Source organism: Sphingobacterium haloxyli, from assembly GCF_002980525.1.
Taxonomy (GTDB): domain Bacteria; phylum Bacteroidota; class Bacteroidia; order Sphingobacteriales; family Sphingobacteriaceae; genus Sphingobacterium; species Sphingobacterium haloxyli.
In genome coordinates this window covers 350,913-367,946 of sequence record NZ_PVBQ01000003.1, presented here as the reverse complement: position 1 = coordinate 367,946, position 17,034 = coordinate 350,913, and the positions used below count along the sequence as shown (strand labels likewise).

General features: G+C 41.2%; 16 protein-coding genes. 11 read left to right on the top strand and 5 right to left on the bottom strand.

Going from position 1 to position 17,034, the window contains the following annotated elements:
* Positions 1 to 25 precede the first annotated feature (25 nt).
* From C5745_RS05465 to C5745_RS05420, 11 genes are all read left to right on the top strand, one after another.
* On the top strand, positions 26 to 760 hold the full coding sequence (locus C5745_RS05465; RefSeq protein WP_105715965.1) for an MIP/aquaporin family protein: 735 nt from the start codon (positions 26 to 28) through the stop codon (positions 758 to 760).
* 77 nt (positions 761 to 837) lie between these two features.
* Positions 838 to 1,728: a glycerophosphodiester phosphodiesterase family protein gene (locus C5745_RS05460; protein ID WP_243403254.1), complete on the top strand. Its 891-nt coding sequence runs from the start codon at positions 838 to 840 to the stop codon at positions 1,726 to 1,728.
* Positions 1,729 to 1,745: 17 nt separating this feature from the next.
* Positions 1,746 to 3,083, top strand: coding sequence for a glycerol-3-phosphate transporter (gene glpT, locus C5745_RS05455; RefSeq protein ID WP_105715964.1), 1,338 nt, complete (start codon positions 1,746 to 1,748; stop codon positions 3,081 to 3,083).
* 88 nt (positions 3,084 to 3,171) lie between these two features.
* Positions 3,172 to 3,318 (top strand): hypothetical protein, encoded by a 147-nt coding sequence (locus C5745_RS20170; RefSeq protein WP_165793022.1) that lies wholly within the window; start codon positions 3,172 to 3,174, stop codon positions 3,316 to 3,318.
* A gap of 39 nt (positions 3,319 to 3,357) precedes the next feature.
* On the top strand, positions 3,358 to 4,530 hold the full coding sequence (locus tag C5745_RS05450; protein ID WP_105715963.1) for a cysteine desulfurase family protein: 1,173 nt from the start codon (positions 3,358 to 3,360) through the stop codon (positions 4,528 to 4,530).
* A 106-nt stretch (positions 4,531 to 4,636) separates the two neighbouring features.
* Positions 4,637 to 4,963 (top strand): HesB/IscA family protein, encoded by a 327-nt coding sequence (locus C5745_RS05445; protein WP_165793024.1) that lies wholly within the window; start codon positions 4,637 to 4,639, stop codon positions 4,961 to 4,963.
* 166 nt (positions 4,964 to 5,129) lie between these two features.
* Positions 5,130 to 6,134 (top strand): aspartate--ammonia ligase, encoded by a 1,005-nt coding sequence (gene asnA, locus C5745_RS05440; RefSeq protein WP_105715961.1) that lies wholly within the window; start codon positions 5,130 to 5,132, stop codon positions 6,132 to 6,134.
* Positions 6,135 to 6,258: 124 nt separating this feature from the next.
* A complete protein-coding gene (fabV, locus tag C5745_RS05435; RefSeq protein WP_105715960.1) occupies positions 6,259 to 7,458 on the top strand; it encodes an enoyl-ACP reductase FabV in 1,200 nt (399 codons plus the stop codon).
* A gap of 290 nt (positions 7,459 to 7,748) precedes the next feature.
* Positions 7,749 to 8,468, top strand: coding sequence for a TetR/AcrR family transcriptional regulator (locus C5745_RS05430; protein WP_105715959.1), 720 nt, complete (start codon positions 7,749 to 7,751; stop codon positions 8,466 to 8,468).
* Positions 8,469 to 8,537: 69 nt separating this feature from the next.
* The gene (locus C5745_RS05425; protein WP_105715958.1) at positions 8,538 to 10,583 is read left to right on the top strand and encodes a M3 family metallopeptidase; all 2,046 of its coding nucleotides are present in this window, start codon (positions 8,538 to 8,540) and stop codon (positions 10,581 to 10,583) included.
* Between the two features lie 82 nt (positions 10,584 to 10,665).
* Positions 10,666 to 11,004 carry a DUF2853 family protein gene (locus C5745_RS05420; RefSeq protein ID WP_105715957.1) on the top strand — a complete coding sequence of 113 codons (339 nt, stop codon included), beginning with the start codon at positions 10,666 to 10,668 and terminating at the stop codon, positions 11,002 to 11,004.
* A gap of 79 nt (positions 11,005 to 11,083) precedes the next feature.
* Here the strand turns inward: C5745_RS05420 and C5745_RS05415 are convergent, their stop codons facing one another.
* The 5 genes from C5745_RS05415 to C5745_RS05395 form a co-directional block, all read right to left on the bottom strand.
* Positions 11,084 to 13,018, bottom strand: a complete 1,935-nt coding sequence (locus C5745_RS05415) for a solute symporter family protein (protein ID WP_105715956.1) — start codon at positions 13,016 to 13,018, stop codon at positions 11,084 to 11,086.
* Positions 13,015 to 13,317, bottom strand: coding sequence for a DUF485 domain-containing protein (locus C5745_RS05410; protein WP_105716038.1), 303 nt, complete (start codon positions 13,315 to 13,317; stop codon positions 13,015 to 13,017). Before C5745_RS05410 ends, C5745_RS05415 begins: the two co-directional genes overlap by 4 nt.
* Positions 13,318 to 13,458: 141 nt before the next feature.
* Entirely contained in the window at positions 13,459 to 14,196 is a 738-nt protein-coding gene (locus C5745_RS05405) for a LytR/AlgR family response regulator transcription factor (protein WP_105715955.1), read from the bottom strand.
* On the bottom strand, positions 14,183 to 15,238 hold the full coding sequence (locus C5745_RS05400; RefSeq protein ID WP_105715954.1) for a histidine kinase: 1,056 nt from the start codon (positions 15,236 to 15,238) through the stop codon (positions 14,183 to 14,185). The genes C5745_RS05405 and C5745_RS05400 overlap by 14 nt, the downstream gene beginning before the upstream one ends.
* 78 nt (positions 15,239 to 15,316) lie before the next feature.
* A complete protein-coding gene (locus C5745_RS05395; RefSeq protein ID WP_207795719.1) occupies positions 15,317 to 16,306 on the bottom strand; it encodes an LpxL/LpxP family acyltransferase in 990 nt (329 codons plus the stop codon).
* Between the last annotated feature and the right edge of the window lie 728 nt (positions 16,307 to 17,034).

Below are 17,034 nucleotides of genomic sequence, written 5' to 3'. Positions count from 1 at the left end.
GACAATTGATTTTAACTTCATCATTATGACTCCTTTTTTAGCAGAATTGATTGGTACAGCTTCCATGATCTTACTAGGTGGAGGCGTTGTGGCAAATGTCGTATTGAAAGGCACAAAAGGCCATAACGGCGGATGGATAGTCATTACTACCGCGTGGGCGATGGCGGTATTTGTAGGCGTAACGATTGCGGGACCTTATAGCGGCGCCCATTTGAATTGGGCGGTTACGATCGCAAATCTTGCCCTCGGAAAACTGGACTTGGCAACCTCTTTACTCTACATGACAGCACAGCTCTTAGGAGCAATGACAGGCGCTTTTACAGTCTGGATCGTATATAAAGATCATTTCGACCAGACGCAGGACGCCGGAGCAAAACAGGCGGTATTCTGCACCGCACCAGCAATTCGCAACCTGCCCATAAACCTCATCAGTGAAATTGTAGGCACGTTCGTTCTTATATTCACCATTTTGCATTTTACAGATGCATCTCTTATCAGGGCAGACGAAAGCACCCCTATCGGTTTGGGGTCTATAGGTGCTATCCCTGTTGCCTTTCTGGTATGGGTAATTGGTCTTTCATTAGGCGGTACAACGGGATATGCTATAAATCCCGCCCGTGATTTTGGTCCACGCATCATGCATGCGATCCTTCCCATTAAAAACAAAGCAGCTTTCGATGTTGCCTACGCTTGGGTGCCCATTATTGGACCAGTATTAGGTGCTCTAATAGCGAGCACTTTATATCTTGCTATTTACTGATTCGGAACAAACTGATATAAATCTAAATATTTCATCAAATGACTCCCGACAAAACGCATTTAAAAACAATGCTCGCCATGAGCGTATTAATTTTGTGCAGCGCTTGTGGTCCTTTAACTCCATTAAAAAAACAGACGCAGCAAAATGATATATTTCCTGCTTTCTCTTACGAGGGGCATCGTGGCGCAAGAGGGCTCTATCCCGAAAACTCAATTGGGGCGATGAAAACGGCGATTGACTTGCCAAAAGTGACAACATTAGAAATGGATTGCCATATTACAAAAGACAATAAGGTCGTTGTGTATCATGATCATTATTTAAATCCAAAATTCGTCCAATATACAGACGGCAAGCCCCTTACAGGTAAGGACATTAAGGGCATAATATACAATTACAACTATGTAGACTTGGCCCAATTTGATATCGGAAGTAAACGCTATGAGGATTTTCCGGAACAGAAAAAAGTCCCTACCAACATTGCATTGTTATCCGACCTTATCGATAAAGCCGAAGCCTATGCAAAAGAAAAAAGAAATACACCGATGTTTTACAACATCGAGACAAAGAGCAAAGAAGGAAAAGACGGTGAATACCACCCGAATCCGCAGGAATTTTCTGACCGTCTGCTGCAGGTTGTCATCGATAAGGGAATAGCCTCCAGAACAGTCATACAGTCCTTTGACAAACGCACTATTCAATACATCAACCGGGTCTACCCTGAACTAAAAACATCCTATTTAATCGCAGGAGGAAACGAAAAGTCGACAACGGAACTGATAGATGAATTAGGCTACAGTCCCTTCATCATTAGTCCACATTATTCGTTAGTTACAACGAGATTTGTCGAAGACGCTCATAAAGCCGGTATCAAGGTCATTCCATGGACGGTGAACGATAAAAAAGAAATAGAAAAACTCAAGGCACTTCAAGTGGATGGCATTATTAGCGATTACCCTAATTTATTTTAACGAGAACCGAAAAATACATGTTTAATATTTTCAAACCAGCGGCACACCAGCCGCGGCTATCCGCCAACAAAATAGATCCCGAATACAAAAGACTGCGCCTGCAAGTATTCATTGGCATATTTATAGGTTACGCTGCTTACTATTTTGTACGCAAGAACTTTTCATTTGCCGTCAAAGACCTTCAGGATTCATTGGGTTACAGTAAAGCCGAATTGGGTTTCGCTATGTCTGCTATTTCGATCGCGTACGGCCTGAGCAAATTTCTTATGGGTAACGTTTCTGACCGAAGCAATGCGCGATATTTTCTGGCAACGGGGTTAATTCTATCGGCCATAACCATGATATTTATGGGTTTCTCACCTATTGCAACCTCGTCTATAGGACTCATATTCGCACTTTTGTTTATCAACGGCTGGGTGCAGGGTATGGGCTGGCCAGCATGCGGCCGTGTAGTGGTTCACTGGTATTCTATCAAGGAACGAGGCACCACCATGTCCATCTGGAATCTTGCACATAACGTAGGTGGTTTTCTAGTGGGACCATTGGCTATCCTTGGTGTTGAATTGTTTGTAGAATGGCAAGCACGACTCTATTTTCCGGGCATGGCGGCAATAGTCGTTGCTTTAATATCTCTTTTTCTCATACGTGATACACCTCAATCCTGCGGCCTTCCGCCCATTGAGGAATACAATAATGACTATCCCAAAACTTATAACAAATCACAAGAAAAAGAATTTAGCGCAAAAGACATTTTTTTAAAACATATCTTTAACAACAAAATGCTATGGTTTATAGCTATCGCCAATGCTTTTGTTTACCTAGTCCGTAACGGAATCATCAATTGGGCACCGACCTATTTGCAGGAGGCAAAACATTTTACTGCATCGGAAGCCACTTGGTCAGCTTCCATTTACGAGCTTGCAGCCATACCGGGTACTATCTTGTGTGGATTAATGAGTGATAAACTGTTCAAAGGACGCCGAGCTCCTGTCACCATCATCTACATGTCAGCTACTTTACTGGCTGTATTTCTTTATTGGATAACTCCTGGGCAAACAGCCTGGCTTGTAAATGGTTCTTTATGGGCGATCGGCTTTTTAATTTATGGACCTGTTATGCTCATCGGCGTACAAGCATTGGATCTTGTTCCTAAGAAAGCTGCAGGTACTGCCGCAGGATTAACAGGATTGTTTGGCTATTTTATAGGTGACCTGTTAGCTAATGCAGCTCTTGGAGCCATCGTAGACCACAGTGGCTGGAATGCTAGCTTCGAAATCGTGTTGCTATCTTGTGTGTTGGCAATTTTGTTCACCGCTTTTACTTGGAACAGAGAGAAAGTTCTCCTACAGCCATAGTTAGAAAATATCTTCCAAAACAAACCGCTCGATAAAACGTTTTATCGAGCGGTTTGTTTAACCTATATTGTAGTCCAAAAAAAATGTTATGACAAAAAGTATTTTCCGTCTTTTGAATAAACTCAATAAAGTGGTATTACCTAAATTATCAGGAAAAGACCCCACCAAATTGACAAAATGGGAGCAAGCCCTGCTTGCTTACCGTTATTATATTCTTACGCGGTCGCTGGATTAATATGCTGTGTAAACAAACCTTTTTCTTATCTTTAACCTTATGTCATGGATATACTTGGACAACAACGCTACTACAAAGATAGATCCAAAGGTTTTAGATGCTATGCTTCCTTTCCTAAAGGAGTCTTATGGGAATGCTTCCAGCATGCAGCACCGTATTGGCCGTGAAGCCAGCCAAGCCGTAGCTTTGGCGCGCCAACAAATTGCACAGAAATTCGATGTTAAAGATAGTGAGATTCTCTTTAACTCAGGAGCAACGGAAGGTATCAACACAGTACTTCGGGGAATTGCCAATGCTTATGCCCAAAAAGGAAAACATATGATCACCTGTCAGACCGAACATAAAGCGGTGTTGTCCACCTGTGCCCAACTAGAGCGGAGCGGTATCGAAATCACATATCTACCTGTCAATCAAAATGGAGAATTAGATTTACAATTACTACTAGATAGCATACGTCCAGACACCATTTTAGTATGTATCATGGCCGCGAATAACGAATCGGGCGTCATGCACCCTATTTCGACAATTGCAAACATCTGTCAGGAAAAGGATGTTTTGTTTTTCTGCGACGCTACACAGTGGGTCGGGAAGCAAGAGTTAAACTTAAAACAGATACCTATTGACATTCTTACCTTTAGCGCACACAAGTTCCATGGCCCCAAAGGCGTAGGTGGATTATACATACGCCGTAAACGTAAACCTATACAGATACCCTCGTTGATATCCGGTGGGCAGCAGGAAAACGGTCTTCGTGGAGGAACACTGAATGTCCCTAACATTGTGGGATGCGGAAAAGCGTTGGAAATAGTAGATTTCCACCCCCAGATCCAGCAGTACCGCGACTATTTAGAGGAACAGATTAAGCTTAAAATTCCGCAGATTATTATCCATAGCGAACAAGCTAAAAGGTTGGATAACACAACATTCGTTGCCTTCCGGCATATTAAAGCGACGGAAATTATGACGGCTCTTCCTCACGTGGCGTTAGCCTCGGGATCAGCATGTACTTCCGGTCTCTTGGATCCGTCACATGTATTAAAAGCAATGGGCGTCAGTAATGATGAAGCTTTCGCTAGTATGCGCTTTAGTTTAAGTAAATTCACGACGAAAGCAGAAGTCGAACAAACTGTAAACGATTTAGCTGAAACCGTCCAGCGTCTACGTTCCGCCTCCCCTATTTGGCAGCTATATACAGCGGGCCTCATCAATTGACGCGTTCGCCATATTGGTAAATTTGACATTCTCTCGACCGCCGATAGTTGGAAGTAAAAAAAAGAATAGCGATTTTTGTTAATTAAGAAGAAAAGCGATGAACGAACTGGTAACAATCACAGATAAAGCAAAGGAGCGTATCGACAAGATTATGCAAGAAGAGAACTATGACAATAGTTACTTTGTACGAGTTGCAGTGGAAAGTGGCGGGTGCTCCGGTCTTTCCTACAAACTATCGTTTGACAACGAAGAAAAAAAAGGCGACCAGTTTTGTGAAGATAAGGGTATTAAAATTTGTTTAGACATAAAATCCTACTTGTATCTAGCGGGAACGGAACTAGATTACTCGGACGGACTTACGGGCAAAGGCTTTGAATTTCATAACCCGAATGCTTCGCGTACTTGTGCGTGCGGCGAGAGTTTTTCCGTATAATCCTATTCTACAGGATATTATTATAAGGGAGTTGTATAAACAGCTCCCTTTTTTGGTAATATTTTCAAAATATCATACATTTTATTAATTAAACATTTATTTTTGCTGATAAATTTTAAAAAAATATCAATAACTCGCTTATGATATTTTGAGCGCTAGCATTTTTATGGGACGTAACTTATTAAAAACGGAACAAGCGATTACGTTTGTTAAGAACATTTTTTCGGAGAAACTAATTCAGGCATTAAATCTCATTCCTGTTTCCTCCCCTTTAGTCGTATTGGACGGAACAGGTATCAATGATGATCTTAATGGCATTGAACGTCCGGTAGGGTTTCCTATCAAATCTTTGAACGAACAGCGTGCCGTAGTCGTACATTCCTTGGCTAAATGGAAAAGGGTGCGACTAGAAGAATTGGAAATAAAGCCCGGAGAAGGTATATTGACCGATATGCGGGCTTTACGCCCCGACGAGGATTATAGCCCTATCCATTCCATCTATGTAGACCAATGGGATTGGGAAAAACACATCAACAGCCAAAATCGCACGTTGGTTTATCTAAAGGACACCGTAATAAAAATCTATCAAGCGCTATATGAAACAGAACATGAAGTGGCTGAACGTTACCCTGAAAAACAAGCCGTTCTTCCAAGTGACATTCATTTCATCGCCTCCGAGGAACTCTTAGCGAAATATCCTAATCTAACTCCTAAGGAACGAGAAAACGCGATCGCTAAAGAACATGGCGCCGTCTTTATACATGGTATCGGATGTGAGCTCAGTAACGGCTTTCCACATGACGGCCGTGCAGCCGACTACGACGACTGGAGCACCGATAACGAAAACGGGTATAAAGGCCTAAATGGTGATATATTGGTTTGGAATCCTATTTTACATACTGCTTTCGAGCTTTCTTCCATGGGGATTCGGGTCGATAAAAAGGCTTTATTGCACCAGCTGGAACTTAGAGGCAGCTTGGAAAGGACTAAGCTTCCTTTTCACGACATGCTATTAAATGACCAGCTTCCTCCATCTATCGGAGGTGGTATCGGCCAATCACGTGTTTGTATGTTCATGCTAAAAAAAGCTCATATTGGCGAAGTACAAGTAAGTATATGGGATGGAGGACAACGGGAGCTACTCGCGTCGCAGAATATTAATTTATTATGACCATACCTATCTATTACTGATTCCTAAGCGGGTTGCTAAATTGACAGCATAAAACAGGTATCTTACGGCCTATAGCTAATAATTATTATATTTGCGCTATTATTTGATAGAATAGAAAAACGATATGATTATACAACCACGTGTAAGAGGATTTATCTGCTTAACGTCGCATCCGGAAGGGACTGCGGAACATGTTAAGCAACAGATAGACCATATAAAATTCAAGGGTAAAATCGAAAACGGTCCTAAAAAGGTTTTGGTAATCGGTGCATCCACCGGTTTCGGGCTAGCCTCCCGCATTACTGCTGCCTTCGGTTCGGACGCTGCAACGATCGGCGTGTTCTTCGAAAAACCTGCGGCCCCGGGTAAGCCAGGCACGGCCGGTTGGTATAATACTGCAGCCTTTGAAAACGAAGCACATGCTCTGGGACTTTATGCAAAAAGCATCAATGGAGATGCTTTTTCTGATGACATAAAAAAACAAACTATTGATCTTATTAAAAAAGATCTTGGACAAGTTGACTTGGTCGTCTATTCATTAGCTTCACCGCGCCGTACACATCCAAAAACCGGTGTGGCGCACATGTCGGTGCTTAAGCCCATTGGACAAGCTTTTACCGATAAAACGGTGGATTTCCACTCTGGCGTTGTTTCGGACATTTCCATTCAACCGGTCGAAAGCGAAGAAGACGTCCAGAATACCATCGCCGTCATGGGCGGCGAGGATTGGAAGTTCTGGATAGAACAACTAAAGGACGCTGGCGTATTGGCGGACGGGGTAAAGACGGTTGCTTATTCTTATATCGGACCAGCGCTGACCTACCCAATTTATAGAAATGGAACAATCGGAAGAGCGAAAGATGACCTGGAAGGTACGGTACCGCTTCTTAACGACCTGTTAAAAGATATAGACGGTATTAGCTATGTTTCTGTGAACAAGGCGTTGGTAACGCAATCAAGCTCTGCTATCCCCGTTGTCCCTCTCTACATATCCCTAGTCTATAAAGTCATGAAAGAGAAAGGTATACATGAAGGCACTATCGAACAAATGCAACGGCTATTTGCTGACCGTCTCTATATCAAAGGAGAAGTTCCTCTAGATGACAAAGGACGGATCCGGGTTGATGATTGGGAAATGCGAGAAGACGTACAAACGGAAGTGGCAAAACTATGGGAGCAGATTACCACAGAAAACTTGGAGCAAATTTCAGATATAACTGGCTACCGGAATGACTTCTTTAAATTGTTCGGTTTCAATTTCGATACGGTAGATTACGATAAAGACACCAATGAAGTTATCAAAATACCTAGCATAAACGAATAGATAAGTTCTATTAACGAGATGAAAAAGGCAGTAGATCATAATTTCTATTGCCTTTTTTATTTTCTATCATTTTGAGCGGTATCTCAAGCAAGATTTAACCACTCCACGTCCATTTGTTTCGCTACAATACGAATAAATAAGTTGAGAATTAATTTAGTGAAAATCGGTCAAAAACCACAATAAAAACCTGACTAACAAGCAAAAAAAAATCATACAGCTTCTTGATATTTCCAATTTAAATAGTCACTTTTATAAACTAATTATTTTATAAATTAAAATAGAAATATACTATGGCAAGAAAAAAAACTAAAACCACGGAAGAATCAGACCATATACCTGTAAAAAAAGTCCGCAAAGTGGTTGCCGGCCCCATCCGAGACAAAGAGCGAACCAAACGTAGGTTAATAGCAACTGTAGGTAAGGTATTGCAAAAATATACATACGCAGGACTTACTATTACCAATATTGCGAAAGAATCCGGCCTAAACCCTAAACTTATATACCTTTATTTTGGGAATCTAGATGGTTTGATAGAAGAATATATCCTAGAAAAAGATTTTTGGGCCGGAAAGCTCAAAACACAAATCACGGAGTTTGCAGAAAACCCAACACCGGTTGACGCACAAGACACTAGCGATCTATTCCAACTACAGTTCGATTCATTCTTAAAGGATAAATCTATGCAGCGTATTATCCATTGGGAGATGGGGGTAAAAAACAAGTTATTACGGAAAATAGCTGATGACCGAGAAGAGGTTGGTAAAAGTGCTCTTGATCTTATTTCCGCTCGGTTTGTAAATACAGACGTAGACATACAAGCTACCCTCGCCATTATTCTTGGCGGAATCTATTACCTAACATTGCATGCCAAAAACAATGGAAGTACGGTCAGTGGTATCGATATTAATGACGACGAAGGTCGGGAACGCATCGAAAGGACTATTGAAAGATTAATCTTCCGGGATTTTGAAGATGCTAAAAAGACAAAAACAGCAAAAGGGAAAAAATAACAACATAATCAAACAGTACCGTAATGTATAGGGGCAATATTTTACCCCTATTTTTTATATTTTTGCAGCATGTCTGTACTAAACAAAAAATTTGACACAGCGCGTGATACGGCGCCGTTTTCACAAATAAAAGACGAAGATTATATCCCCGCGTTTGACATCGCTATCGAAAAAACAGAAACAGAAATCGCAGCAATTCTTAATAATCCAGAACCGCCTACTTTTGTAAACACAATAGCTGCAATAGCCTATTCTGGCATGGAGCTGGACCGTATATCAAATATATTTTTCAACCTCCACTCCGCAGAAACCACCGAAAAGCTTGATAAGATAGCTCAAGAGGTAGCGCCAAAGCTATCCAAGCTGAACAACGACATCATGCTAAATCCAGAACTGTTCGAACGAATAAAAGTAATATACGACCAACAAGACAAGTTTTCGTTAAATACCGAGCAGCAAACTTTACTACAGAAATCCTACCGCGATTTCGTTAGGAACGGCGCATTGTTGGATGATGATAAAAAGAAAACCTTACGTCAAATAGATGCTGAGCTTGCTATATTAACGCTAAAGTTTGGAGAGAATATACTAGCAGAAACAAACGCATATCAATTGTACATCACTGATAAAAAGGATTTATCAGGTTTGCCAGAAGGCACTATAGAAGCCGCACGAGGGCTCGCTGAAGCACAAAATAAAATTGGTTGGATATTCACCTTAGACTATCCAAGTTACATCCCATTTGTAACGTATGCCGATAATCAGGCGCTTCGTCGCGAAATTACTATTGCCGCTGGCCGTAAAGCGTTTCAACATAACGAATATAACAACGAGGAGAATATCCTCAAAATTGCACAACTACGTTTCCAGCGCGCACAACTATTAGGTTATGATACACACGCCCATTTTGTTTTGGAAGAACGTATGGCACAGCAGCCATCAAAGGTGTTGACCTTCCTAAATGATTTATTGTATAAAGCAAAGCCCGCCGCAGAAAGAGAATTTCAAGAACTAAGTGCTTTTGCAAAGGAGATGCACGGGTTAACACGACTTGAAAAATGGGATACAGCGTATTATGGCGAAAAGTTAAAACAAAAAAAATATAATTTAGACGACGAACTACTGAAACCTTACTTTCAACTTGAAAATGTATTGCACGGTGTTTTCATTATTGCTCAGCGGCTTTATGATCTAAACTTCCACGAAGTTAATTATATCGACAAGTACCACGAAGAGGTACGCACTTTTGAAGTCACGACGAACGACAATAGTTTCATAGCGATATTTTATGCCGATTTCTTTCCTAGAAAAGGTAAACGTAATGGGGCTTGGATGACATCATTTAAACCGCAATACCGTAAAGGTAACCAGAACGAACGACCCCATATATCCATCGTATGCAATTTTACACGTCCAACCACTACGAAACCGTCTTTATTGACATTCAACGAAGTGACTACCCTGTTCCACGAATTCGGTCATGCGCTACATGGTATGTTAGCCGATACGACCTACCCTAACCTATCTGGCACGTCTGTATATTGGGATTTTGTAGAACTGCCCAGTCAAATCATGGAAAACTGGTGTTACGAAAAAGAGGCTCTCGAAATTTTTGCGAAACATTATCAAACCGGAGAAGCGATTCCAATGGAACTCATTGATAGAATCAGAGCGTCGGCTTCATTTATGGAAGGAATGGCAACCTTGCGTCAATTGGGTTTCGGATTATTGGATATGGGGTGGCACGCCCAAGATCCAGCAAATATTGACAACGTCAAATCATTTGAAAATAGTTGCTTCGCTTCTACACAATTGTTGCCTGATGTTGGAGAAAATGCGATAAGTCCATCGTTTTCACATATTTTTAGTGGTGGATACGCTTCGGGCTACTATAGCTATAAATGGGCAGAAGTGTTAGATGCTGACGCGTTCGCCTATTTTCAAGAAAAGGGAATTTTTGACAAAGCGGTTGCTGATAAATTCAAAACAAACATTCTCTCCCAAGGGGGTATCGAACACCCCATGACACTTTATAAACGGTTCCGTGGAAGAGAACCGAGTGTAGACGCATTGTTGAAACGGGCAGGATTAATCGAACAACAGCTACAAAAATAATTCAAAATTGATTTTTTTTTTATTCTAGAGAATAGTATTTACATTTAATTTGTAATAGTCAATTTATCTTAAATATTTTCATATGAGCAAATTAGAAGAAAAAATTGCCGGTTATGTTGCCGAAGCAAAAAAGTTGAACCTTTCTTTAGATGAAAAGTTAATCGCCGCTGTAGCGAAGGGGTTGGGGCCGTCCATTTACAATGCCGATGCAGAAACCATTGCATCGTCAGATAAAGCTGAGCTCGACCGTGTCAAGAGCAACTTTTTGGTTAAAAAACTAGGATTGACGGATGGTCCAGGGTTAGATGCCGCTATTGAGGAAGTTATAGACCAAATCGGAAAATCCAACAGGAATAAGTATCGCGCTATTGTGTATGCATTGCTCGTTAAGAAATTAAAAAAAGAAAGCGTATATGCGTAAGCATATCCTATATAAAATTCAAAAGCTCGATTCTATTAAATAGAGTCGAGCTTTTTCTTAAGCGAAAACAGGTTACACGCTACGGACCTGTACTATTTTCAATGTCCGCAATGGGACTCCGTCTCGGCCACCGCAAAGACACCAAATAAACGGTTAATACTGCCAACGGAAAAGAAATCAATGCAGGATTTTCCAGTTGATGTAATGCACTTTCTGACTCTAGGCCATATTTATCCCACATCGTGGGCGATGTGAGAATAATCGTTAGCGAAGATACAATCCCCACTATAATCGATGCTGCGATCCCTGTTTCCGAAGTTTTTTTCCAAAAAAGCAAAAACAGAATAGCCGGTAAGTTAGCTGATGCAGCGATGGCAAACGCCCACCCAACCAAAAAAGATACATTTATCCCTTTAAACGCCATGCCGAGTAGGATCGCAAAGATCCCAACAGTAAAAGCGGCAATCTTTCCAAGTTTAACTTTTCTATCGTCGCTCAAATTTTTCTTTAGATACACATCAATAAAATCATGCGCTATCGCTCCTGAGGACGCTACAATCAATCCCGCAACCGTGCCTAGCACGGTTGCAAATGCTACCGCTGATATAATCGAGAACAATACTGCGCCGAATGCGCGTGCTAATAATGGTGCTGCCATATTGCTAGATTCCAGATCTAAAACGCCATTCACAGCCGACCCCAGTCCCATAAACAGGGTAAGGATATAAAAGCCTCCAATGGCAGCTATCGCCAGAATAGTCGATTTCCGAGCGTCACGTGGTGTTTTAACGGTATAATAACGAATCAAGATATGTGGTAGGGCAGCCGTTCCTAAGAACAACGCTAACATTAAGGATATGAAATCCAATTTACTCCATAAGTTTGCATCGCGACCAATTTTATATTTAAGACCGGGAAGCATAAAAGAAGCGCCTAGTGTAGGCTCCTGGTAGTACAGCGACACTTGATCTGCTCCATCTGGAAATTTTACTTGTAGAAACCGCACAATCTCACTCTTTTGCAATGTAGATAAGAACTCAAATGGACTAAGGGGCCCGGTTTGTTCCACTTCTTGCCCATTGACCACAATCCTGCTCATGTGCCCTACCTGATAAAAACGACGGTTTTCCTTAGGCTCTCCGTTATATAATGTTTGTCCATCGGCCTGCTGCGTTACGGTCAGCGCCTCTTTCAATAAAGAGCGATTATGACCTCGCTCCCAGTCAAACCACCGTTCAATACCATTTTGTGAAAGCTTGACAAATGTTTTATCTCCAATGACTTGCTGCGCAATGACATCCCAATCTGATACGGCCACCACTTTATCATTCTCCACTTGTGGTGTAAGCTCCATAAAGGTATAGTGGCTGCTACTACCTTTGAAGTCCGGTGTTAATGTGAGCCCATTTTTCAATATGAAAAACGTAAGTACCAACGAAAGTGCAATGAGCAAGCCTCCCTTTAAAAACTGCACATAGGTCGTGGAAGCCATTCCCGCACTAGCGACAATGACAATTACAATAGCACCCACTAACAGCACACCTGCCCAATGTGGCATACCGAGCAGGGGCATCACCAAATCACCAGCACCGACCATTTGCGGAATCAGATAAAATACCGATACAATCAACGTACTTACAGATGCGGACAACGTTATCGCACGTGAGTTAAATTTGGCGTTAAGGGCGTCGGTAAATGTGTATTTTCCTAACCGTTTGAATGGCTCTGCTATTAGAAATAAAGCTACAATCCACCCCCCCAGAAAGCCAATTGCGTATAAAAAACCATCAAAGCCCGATACGGCAATCATCCCACAAATTCCAAGAAAAGAGGCTGCCGATAAATAATCACCTGCAAATGCAATTCCATTGACACCCCAATGAATCTGCCCTCCCGCGGCATAATAAGAAGAAGATGAACGTGTCTTCCTTCCAAAATAAAAGGAAAGCCCAACCACTAATCCAACGAAAATAAAGAAGAATACAAGCGCGGTGTATGAGATCTCATAAATCATGTAGTCCCCCCCTCTTTCATTTGATTTGTTTGTTCGCTATTAGCTTCGTCTTCGAATTTAGTACAATAATAATTATATAACACACCTAGAACAACAGCAAATACAATGAGACCAATCCCATAGGCTAAGGCTAAGTTAAGCCCCCCGAGTATTTGAATTGCCAATAATTCATACTGAAATACACCTATCAGTACAAAACCTGTATAGAAAACAAGGTAGATGAAAAACAGGCGTATGCCTAGGCTAGATTTTCGCTTGGTCAGAGTTTCTTTTTCTGTGGACGTGTTATTAACGTGCATAAATAATTTTTTGGAACGGTTTATGAATTGAAACATAGGAGGCATAGATAAGCATGCTGCCGATGTACGTAAACAAATGTAACCAAAAACGGGAAAAGTTTACATTTTTTTTAATTTTTTAAAGATCTAGGCATACACTCTTTAAATCTTGGTTTTTTCCGAGGGGTAGTATGCGTTCACAAAATCGTCCAAGTATTCGGCGCCGATCGATAGCGGAGCATCATAATCCAATAGATAAAATTGTCTCATTGCGCGCGAAAATTTAATCACCCGGTGGACGTTGACGACATAACTTCGGTGTGCTTGGATAAAAATGTTGCGCGGCAATATACATAACAATTCTCTCAACGTGGTACGGGCTTTTATCTTACGTTTGTCCGACAGGTGGAAACAGACATAATTCTTATCGCTTTTCACCAAACTAACTTCTGCGAAGACGATTTTTGAATCAAACCCTTCTCTTACGTCCTTTACAAACATAAAGTCTCTCCCGGCATCCTGAGTATCCATCGATTTGGAGATAACGCGGTTTATTGCATCTGCTAGGCGCGCATAATCAACGGGTTTGGGAATACAATCGTCTACTTGTATATCAAATGCATCCATGGCGCGTTCAGCATATGCGGTTATTAAAATTACCGCAGGGCGAGGCTGAATGGACTTGACTAGGGAAATGCCGTCGAATCCTTCCATAACAATATCCGATACCAAGAGATCAACAGGATTATTTCGAATGTATTGGAGAGCTCGGATACTATCCGTCTCCGTTCCAACTACCATCAAACGGTTATCTGTCTGAAAATAGGCATACAGCACCTTTAGCATGGCGGGATCATCATCCAAAAGAAACACACGTAACCTTGCGCTAGGCCGACCCATGCACACTTTGTTTAATTGTCAATTCTACGAAGAAATATCCTAGACGCTTACCATAGCGCAAGTTATATCGCTGTTGTGCTAAAAGATCTAATCGCTCTTGAACATTTGATAGCCCTATCCCACTGCTACGTCGAAACCGTCGTTTGCCTTCGAATTTATTGATGGCAACAAATGTAAACATGTTGTCTTTACAATCTAGTAATATTTTAATGGAGCGTCCTCCCCCCTTGACGGAAGCATATTTCAAGACGTTGTCCATAAAACTCAACAATAAAACAGGCGGTACCTTATGTCCCTCCAGTGTACCCTTCTTCACATACTCTACCACATCATTACTGCCATGTTGAAGACGTATAACATCGATCAGACTTTCTACTTGATTGATCTCTTCTCGCAAGCTGATCATTGTAAGGCGGGCTTGTGTGTTTTCATAACTATAGCGCTGGACACTCCCTAATCTGCCCAATGATCGGGCAAATTCCCAATTTCCTTTCAGTGCGAGTTGATTTGCTATAGCCGAAAGGACGTTATATTGAAAATGACCATCTAATACAAAACGTAAGTGTTGCTCTTTTAATTCGCTGTTTTCGCTTTGCTGCTCCTTGAGAATAGCGATGGATCGAATGCCCCATATAATTAGTCTAAACAGAAAAACATGTGACAGTAGCTTACAGTATTCCGCAATCCATGTAGAGAAAAGGTCACTCCACGTTAGCCTGTATTCGCTGTTGTAAAATACGACTCCATATATCGGAAACAACTTGTAAATCATCAAATAAGCTATGCTCACCAATGCTGGATAAAGTAGAAACAACATCAAAAAGCAGTATTTCCAAGCACGTCCAGCCGCACTATACCCAATAATAAACCAAACGGTATAGAAAAGGGGGATATAGAGCAAAAGGAAACTTCCGACTGCCAGATATATATTTCCTTCAAACTGGCTTTGATTACGTGAAACGGTTAGCCAATAGTAAACCACCCACCCCAATAGATGGATGAGGATATGAACAGGAACTTTAAGTTCAGTAACTTTCTTCATCGCGGTTAAATAAGGCAGTGTTTAACATAACCTGAGGTGTTAAAACAAGCTTTCTCCCGCTAAAATTACTAAAAAAAATCAATTCTTCATCTGTCTCGTTAAATGTTTCCACTTACGCATACACAAGAAAGACAGTTTTCCAATTTCCTGACAAGTGTATCGAGGACTAATCATCATATAATATCGAGTTCCAACCCGACAGGGCCAGTATGACTGGTACCGCCTCCTTTTGTTACTTTGTTCCTGCGTTCGTGGCATCGTATGAACATATAACCATCCTTCCCACACTTCTGGATTCCGGGATATAACCTCCTGTAAATGTGCATATAGCGACCGAAAAACGCGCGATATATAGTGCTCCAACGCTTCTTGGGTATTTGGATAAATTGTAGGATAACTTCTATAAAATGTATCGCCTTGATCGTCTAAAGAAGAAAGAATAGGATAAATGGGGATGTTCCGTTTATATGATAACACAGCTAAACCCTTACGTACAAGAAGATTACAATCAAAAAACGGCACTTTTTCGTTATCTGTCCCATCTTCTGCGGTAACTGATCCGTGATTTCCGTCCATATATACCAACACATGATAGCCATTTTTCAACGCGCCCAATAGCTTGATAAGACAATTGCTCGCGTCCGCATCAATCAATCTTAATGCACCGGCATTTTCCATTTTCGCGTGCTGCGCATACAAAAACTCACCTTGGTCGGCTATAATATCGCTAGACATAACGACAGCCACCTGTAGTCCCTGCATACACATAACGCGGTTAAGCAGCCGATATGAGCCGGTATGGAAGGTAGCTACAATACCAGGCCGATCCTTAATCTGCCCGATATATGATGTCAACTTAGCCAAAACTTCTTGTTTGATCGGCAATGCTTCCGACAATTGATCGTCCGAAGCACGATACCTAGACGCCACTAGGCGTCGATAAATATCCGAATAACTGCTTGTATCTATGTGAGGACAGAACCTATACAGGTTAGCTGCAAATAACGCATATAACCAAGAGGTTGCTACATCATTCTTGCTTGCTTTGCTTCTTTCCAAAAAATCCATTATCATGCAGGTTTCTATTGAAATATTTGAAATTCAGAGTAAAAGAAAACCTGACCGTCAGTATGCCAAGCCAGGCTTTCCACAGCTAATTTAGATTGTCCTGAAAAAACATTTGGGCTCCTTCTTTGACGAAGCTTCAGCATCCCAAAATGCGACCATTGTTGGCAAAGCCACCTGTGCGCGACGCCCTGTAATTACTTGTGCCTTAGCCTTACGTAACCATACTTTTAAAATCTTCATGTTTTTCAATTTAAGTGTTCATTATTATACCTTCATGGCCTGGTCAGTTCCCATGCCCATATCTCCGTCCGGATCGGAGTTCCATGAAATCCACCAAAAAATTAAGTAAATCTTTTGAAGATAAAAATATGTAGGGACAATGTATATGATCTTAGTGACTAACATATAAAAGTACACTATAAAATAGTATATACCCAAAAAAGAAGGTTTAGTCATCGATTCAACGATAATTTGCCCCATAAACAAAATTACCACCCAACTGATTCTGTATACATCAAGTATCTACAGGAGAAAACTTATCCAATTACCCACCCGTAAAAACAACCATATACCCCGGTAAATATGCGTTCTTCAGTTTTATTTGGAGGTAAAAATTTAAATATACAATTTGGCATCACCGTGAAAGAAGAAAGTCATTGTGTATGTTTCTGATGTCTAGAAGACGATATGATAATGAAGAGGACGGAAAGACATCTTTATGGAAACAT

Bases quoted from the DNA above. Each gene is read 5' to 3' on its own strand.
- asnA (WP_105715961.1), top strand. From the start codon at position 5,130: ATGGGACGTAACTTATTAAAAACGGAACAAGCGATTACGTTTGTTAAG.
- glpT (WP_105715964.1), top strand. From the start codon at position 1,746: ATGTTTAATATTTTCAAACCAGCGGCACACCAGCCGCGGCTATCCGCC.
- C5745_RS05405 (WP_105715955.1), bottom strand. From the start codon at position 14,196: ATGGGTCGGCCTAGCGCAAGGTTACGTGTGTTTCTTTTGGATGATGAT.
- C5745_RS20170 (WP_165793022.1), top strand. From the start codon at position 3,172: ATGACAAAAAGTATTTTCCGTCTTTTGAATAAACTCAATAAAGTGGTA.
- C5745_RS05425 (WP_105715958.1), top strand. From the start codon at position 8,538: ATGTCTGTACTAAACAAAAAATTTGACACAGCGCGTGATACGGCGCCG.
- fabV (WP_105715960.1), top strand. From the start codon at position 6,259: ATGATTATACAACCACGTGTAAGAGGATTTATCTGCTTAACGTCGCAT.
- C5745_RS05420 (WP_105715957.1), top strand. From the start codon at position 10,666: ATGAGCAAATTAGAAGAAAAAATTGCCGGTTATGTTGCCGAAGCAAAA.
- C5745_RS05395 (WP_207795719.1), bottom strand. From the start codon at position 16,306: ATGGATTTTTTGGAAAGAAGCAAAGCAAGCAAGAATGATGTAGCAACC.
- C5745_RS05465 (WP_105715965.1), top strand. From the start codon at position 26: ATGACTCCTTTTTTAGCAGAATTGATTGGTACAGCTTCCATGATCTTA.
- C5745_RS05460 (WP_243403254.1), top strand. From the start codon at position 838: ATGAGCGTATTAATTTTGTGCAGCGCTTGTGGTCCTTTAACTCCATTA.
- C5745_RS05415 (WP_105715956.1), bottom strand. From the start codon at position 13,018: ATGATTTATGAGATCTCATACACCGCGCTTGTATTCTTCTTTATTTTC.
- C5745_RS05450 (WP_105715963.1), top strand. From the start codon at position 3,358: ATGTCATGGATATACTTGGACAACAACGCTACTACAAAGATAGATCCA.
- C5745_RS05400 (WP_105715954.1), bottom strand. From the start codon at position 15,238: ATGAAGAAAGTTACTGAACTTAAAGTTCCTGTTCATATCCTCATCCAT.
- C5745_RS05410 (WP_105716038.1), bottom strand. From the start codon at position 13,317: ATGCACGTTAATAACACGTCCACAGAAAAAGAAACTCTGACCAAGCGA.
- C5745_RS05430 (WP_105715959.1), top strand. From the start codon at position 7,749: ATGGCAAGAAAAAAAACTAAAACCACGGAAGAATCAGACCATATACCT.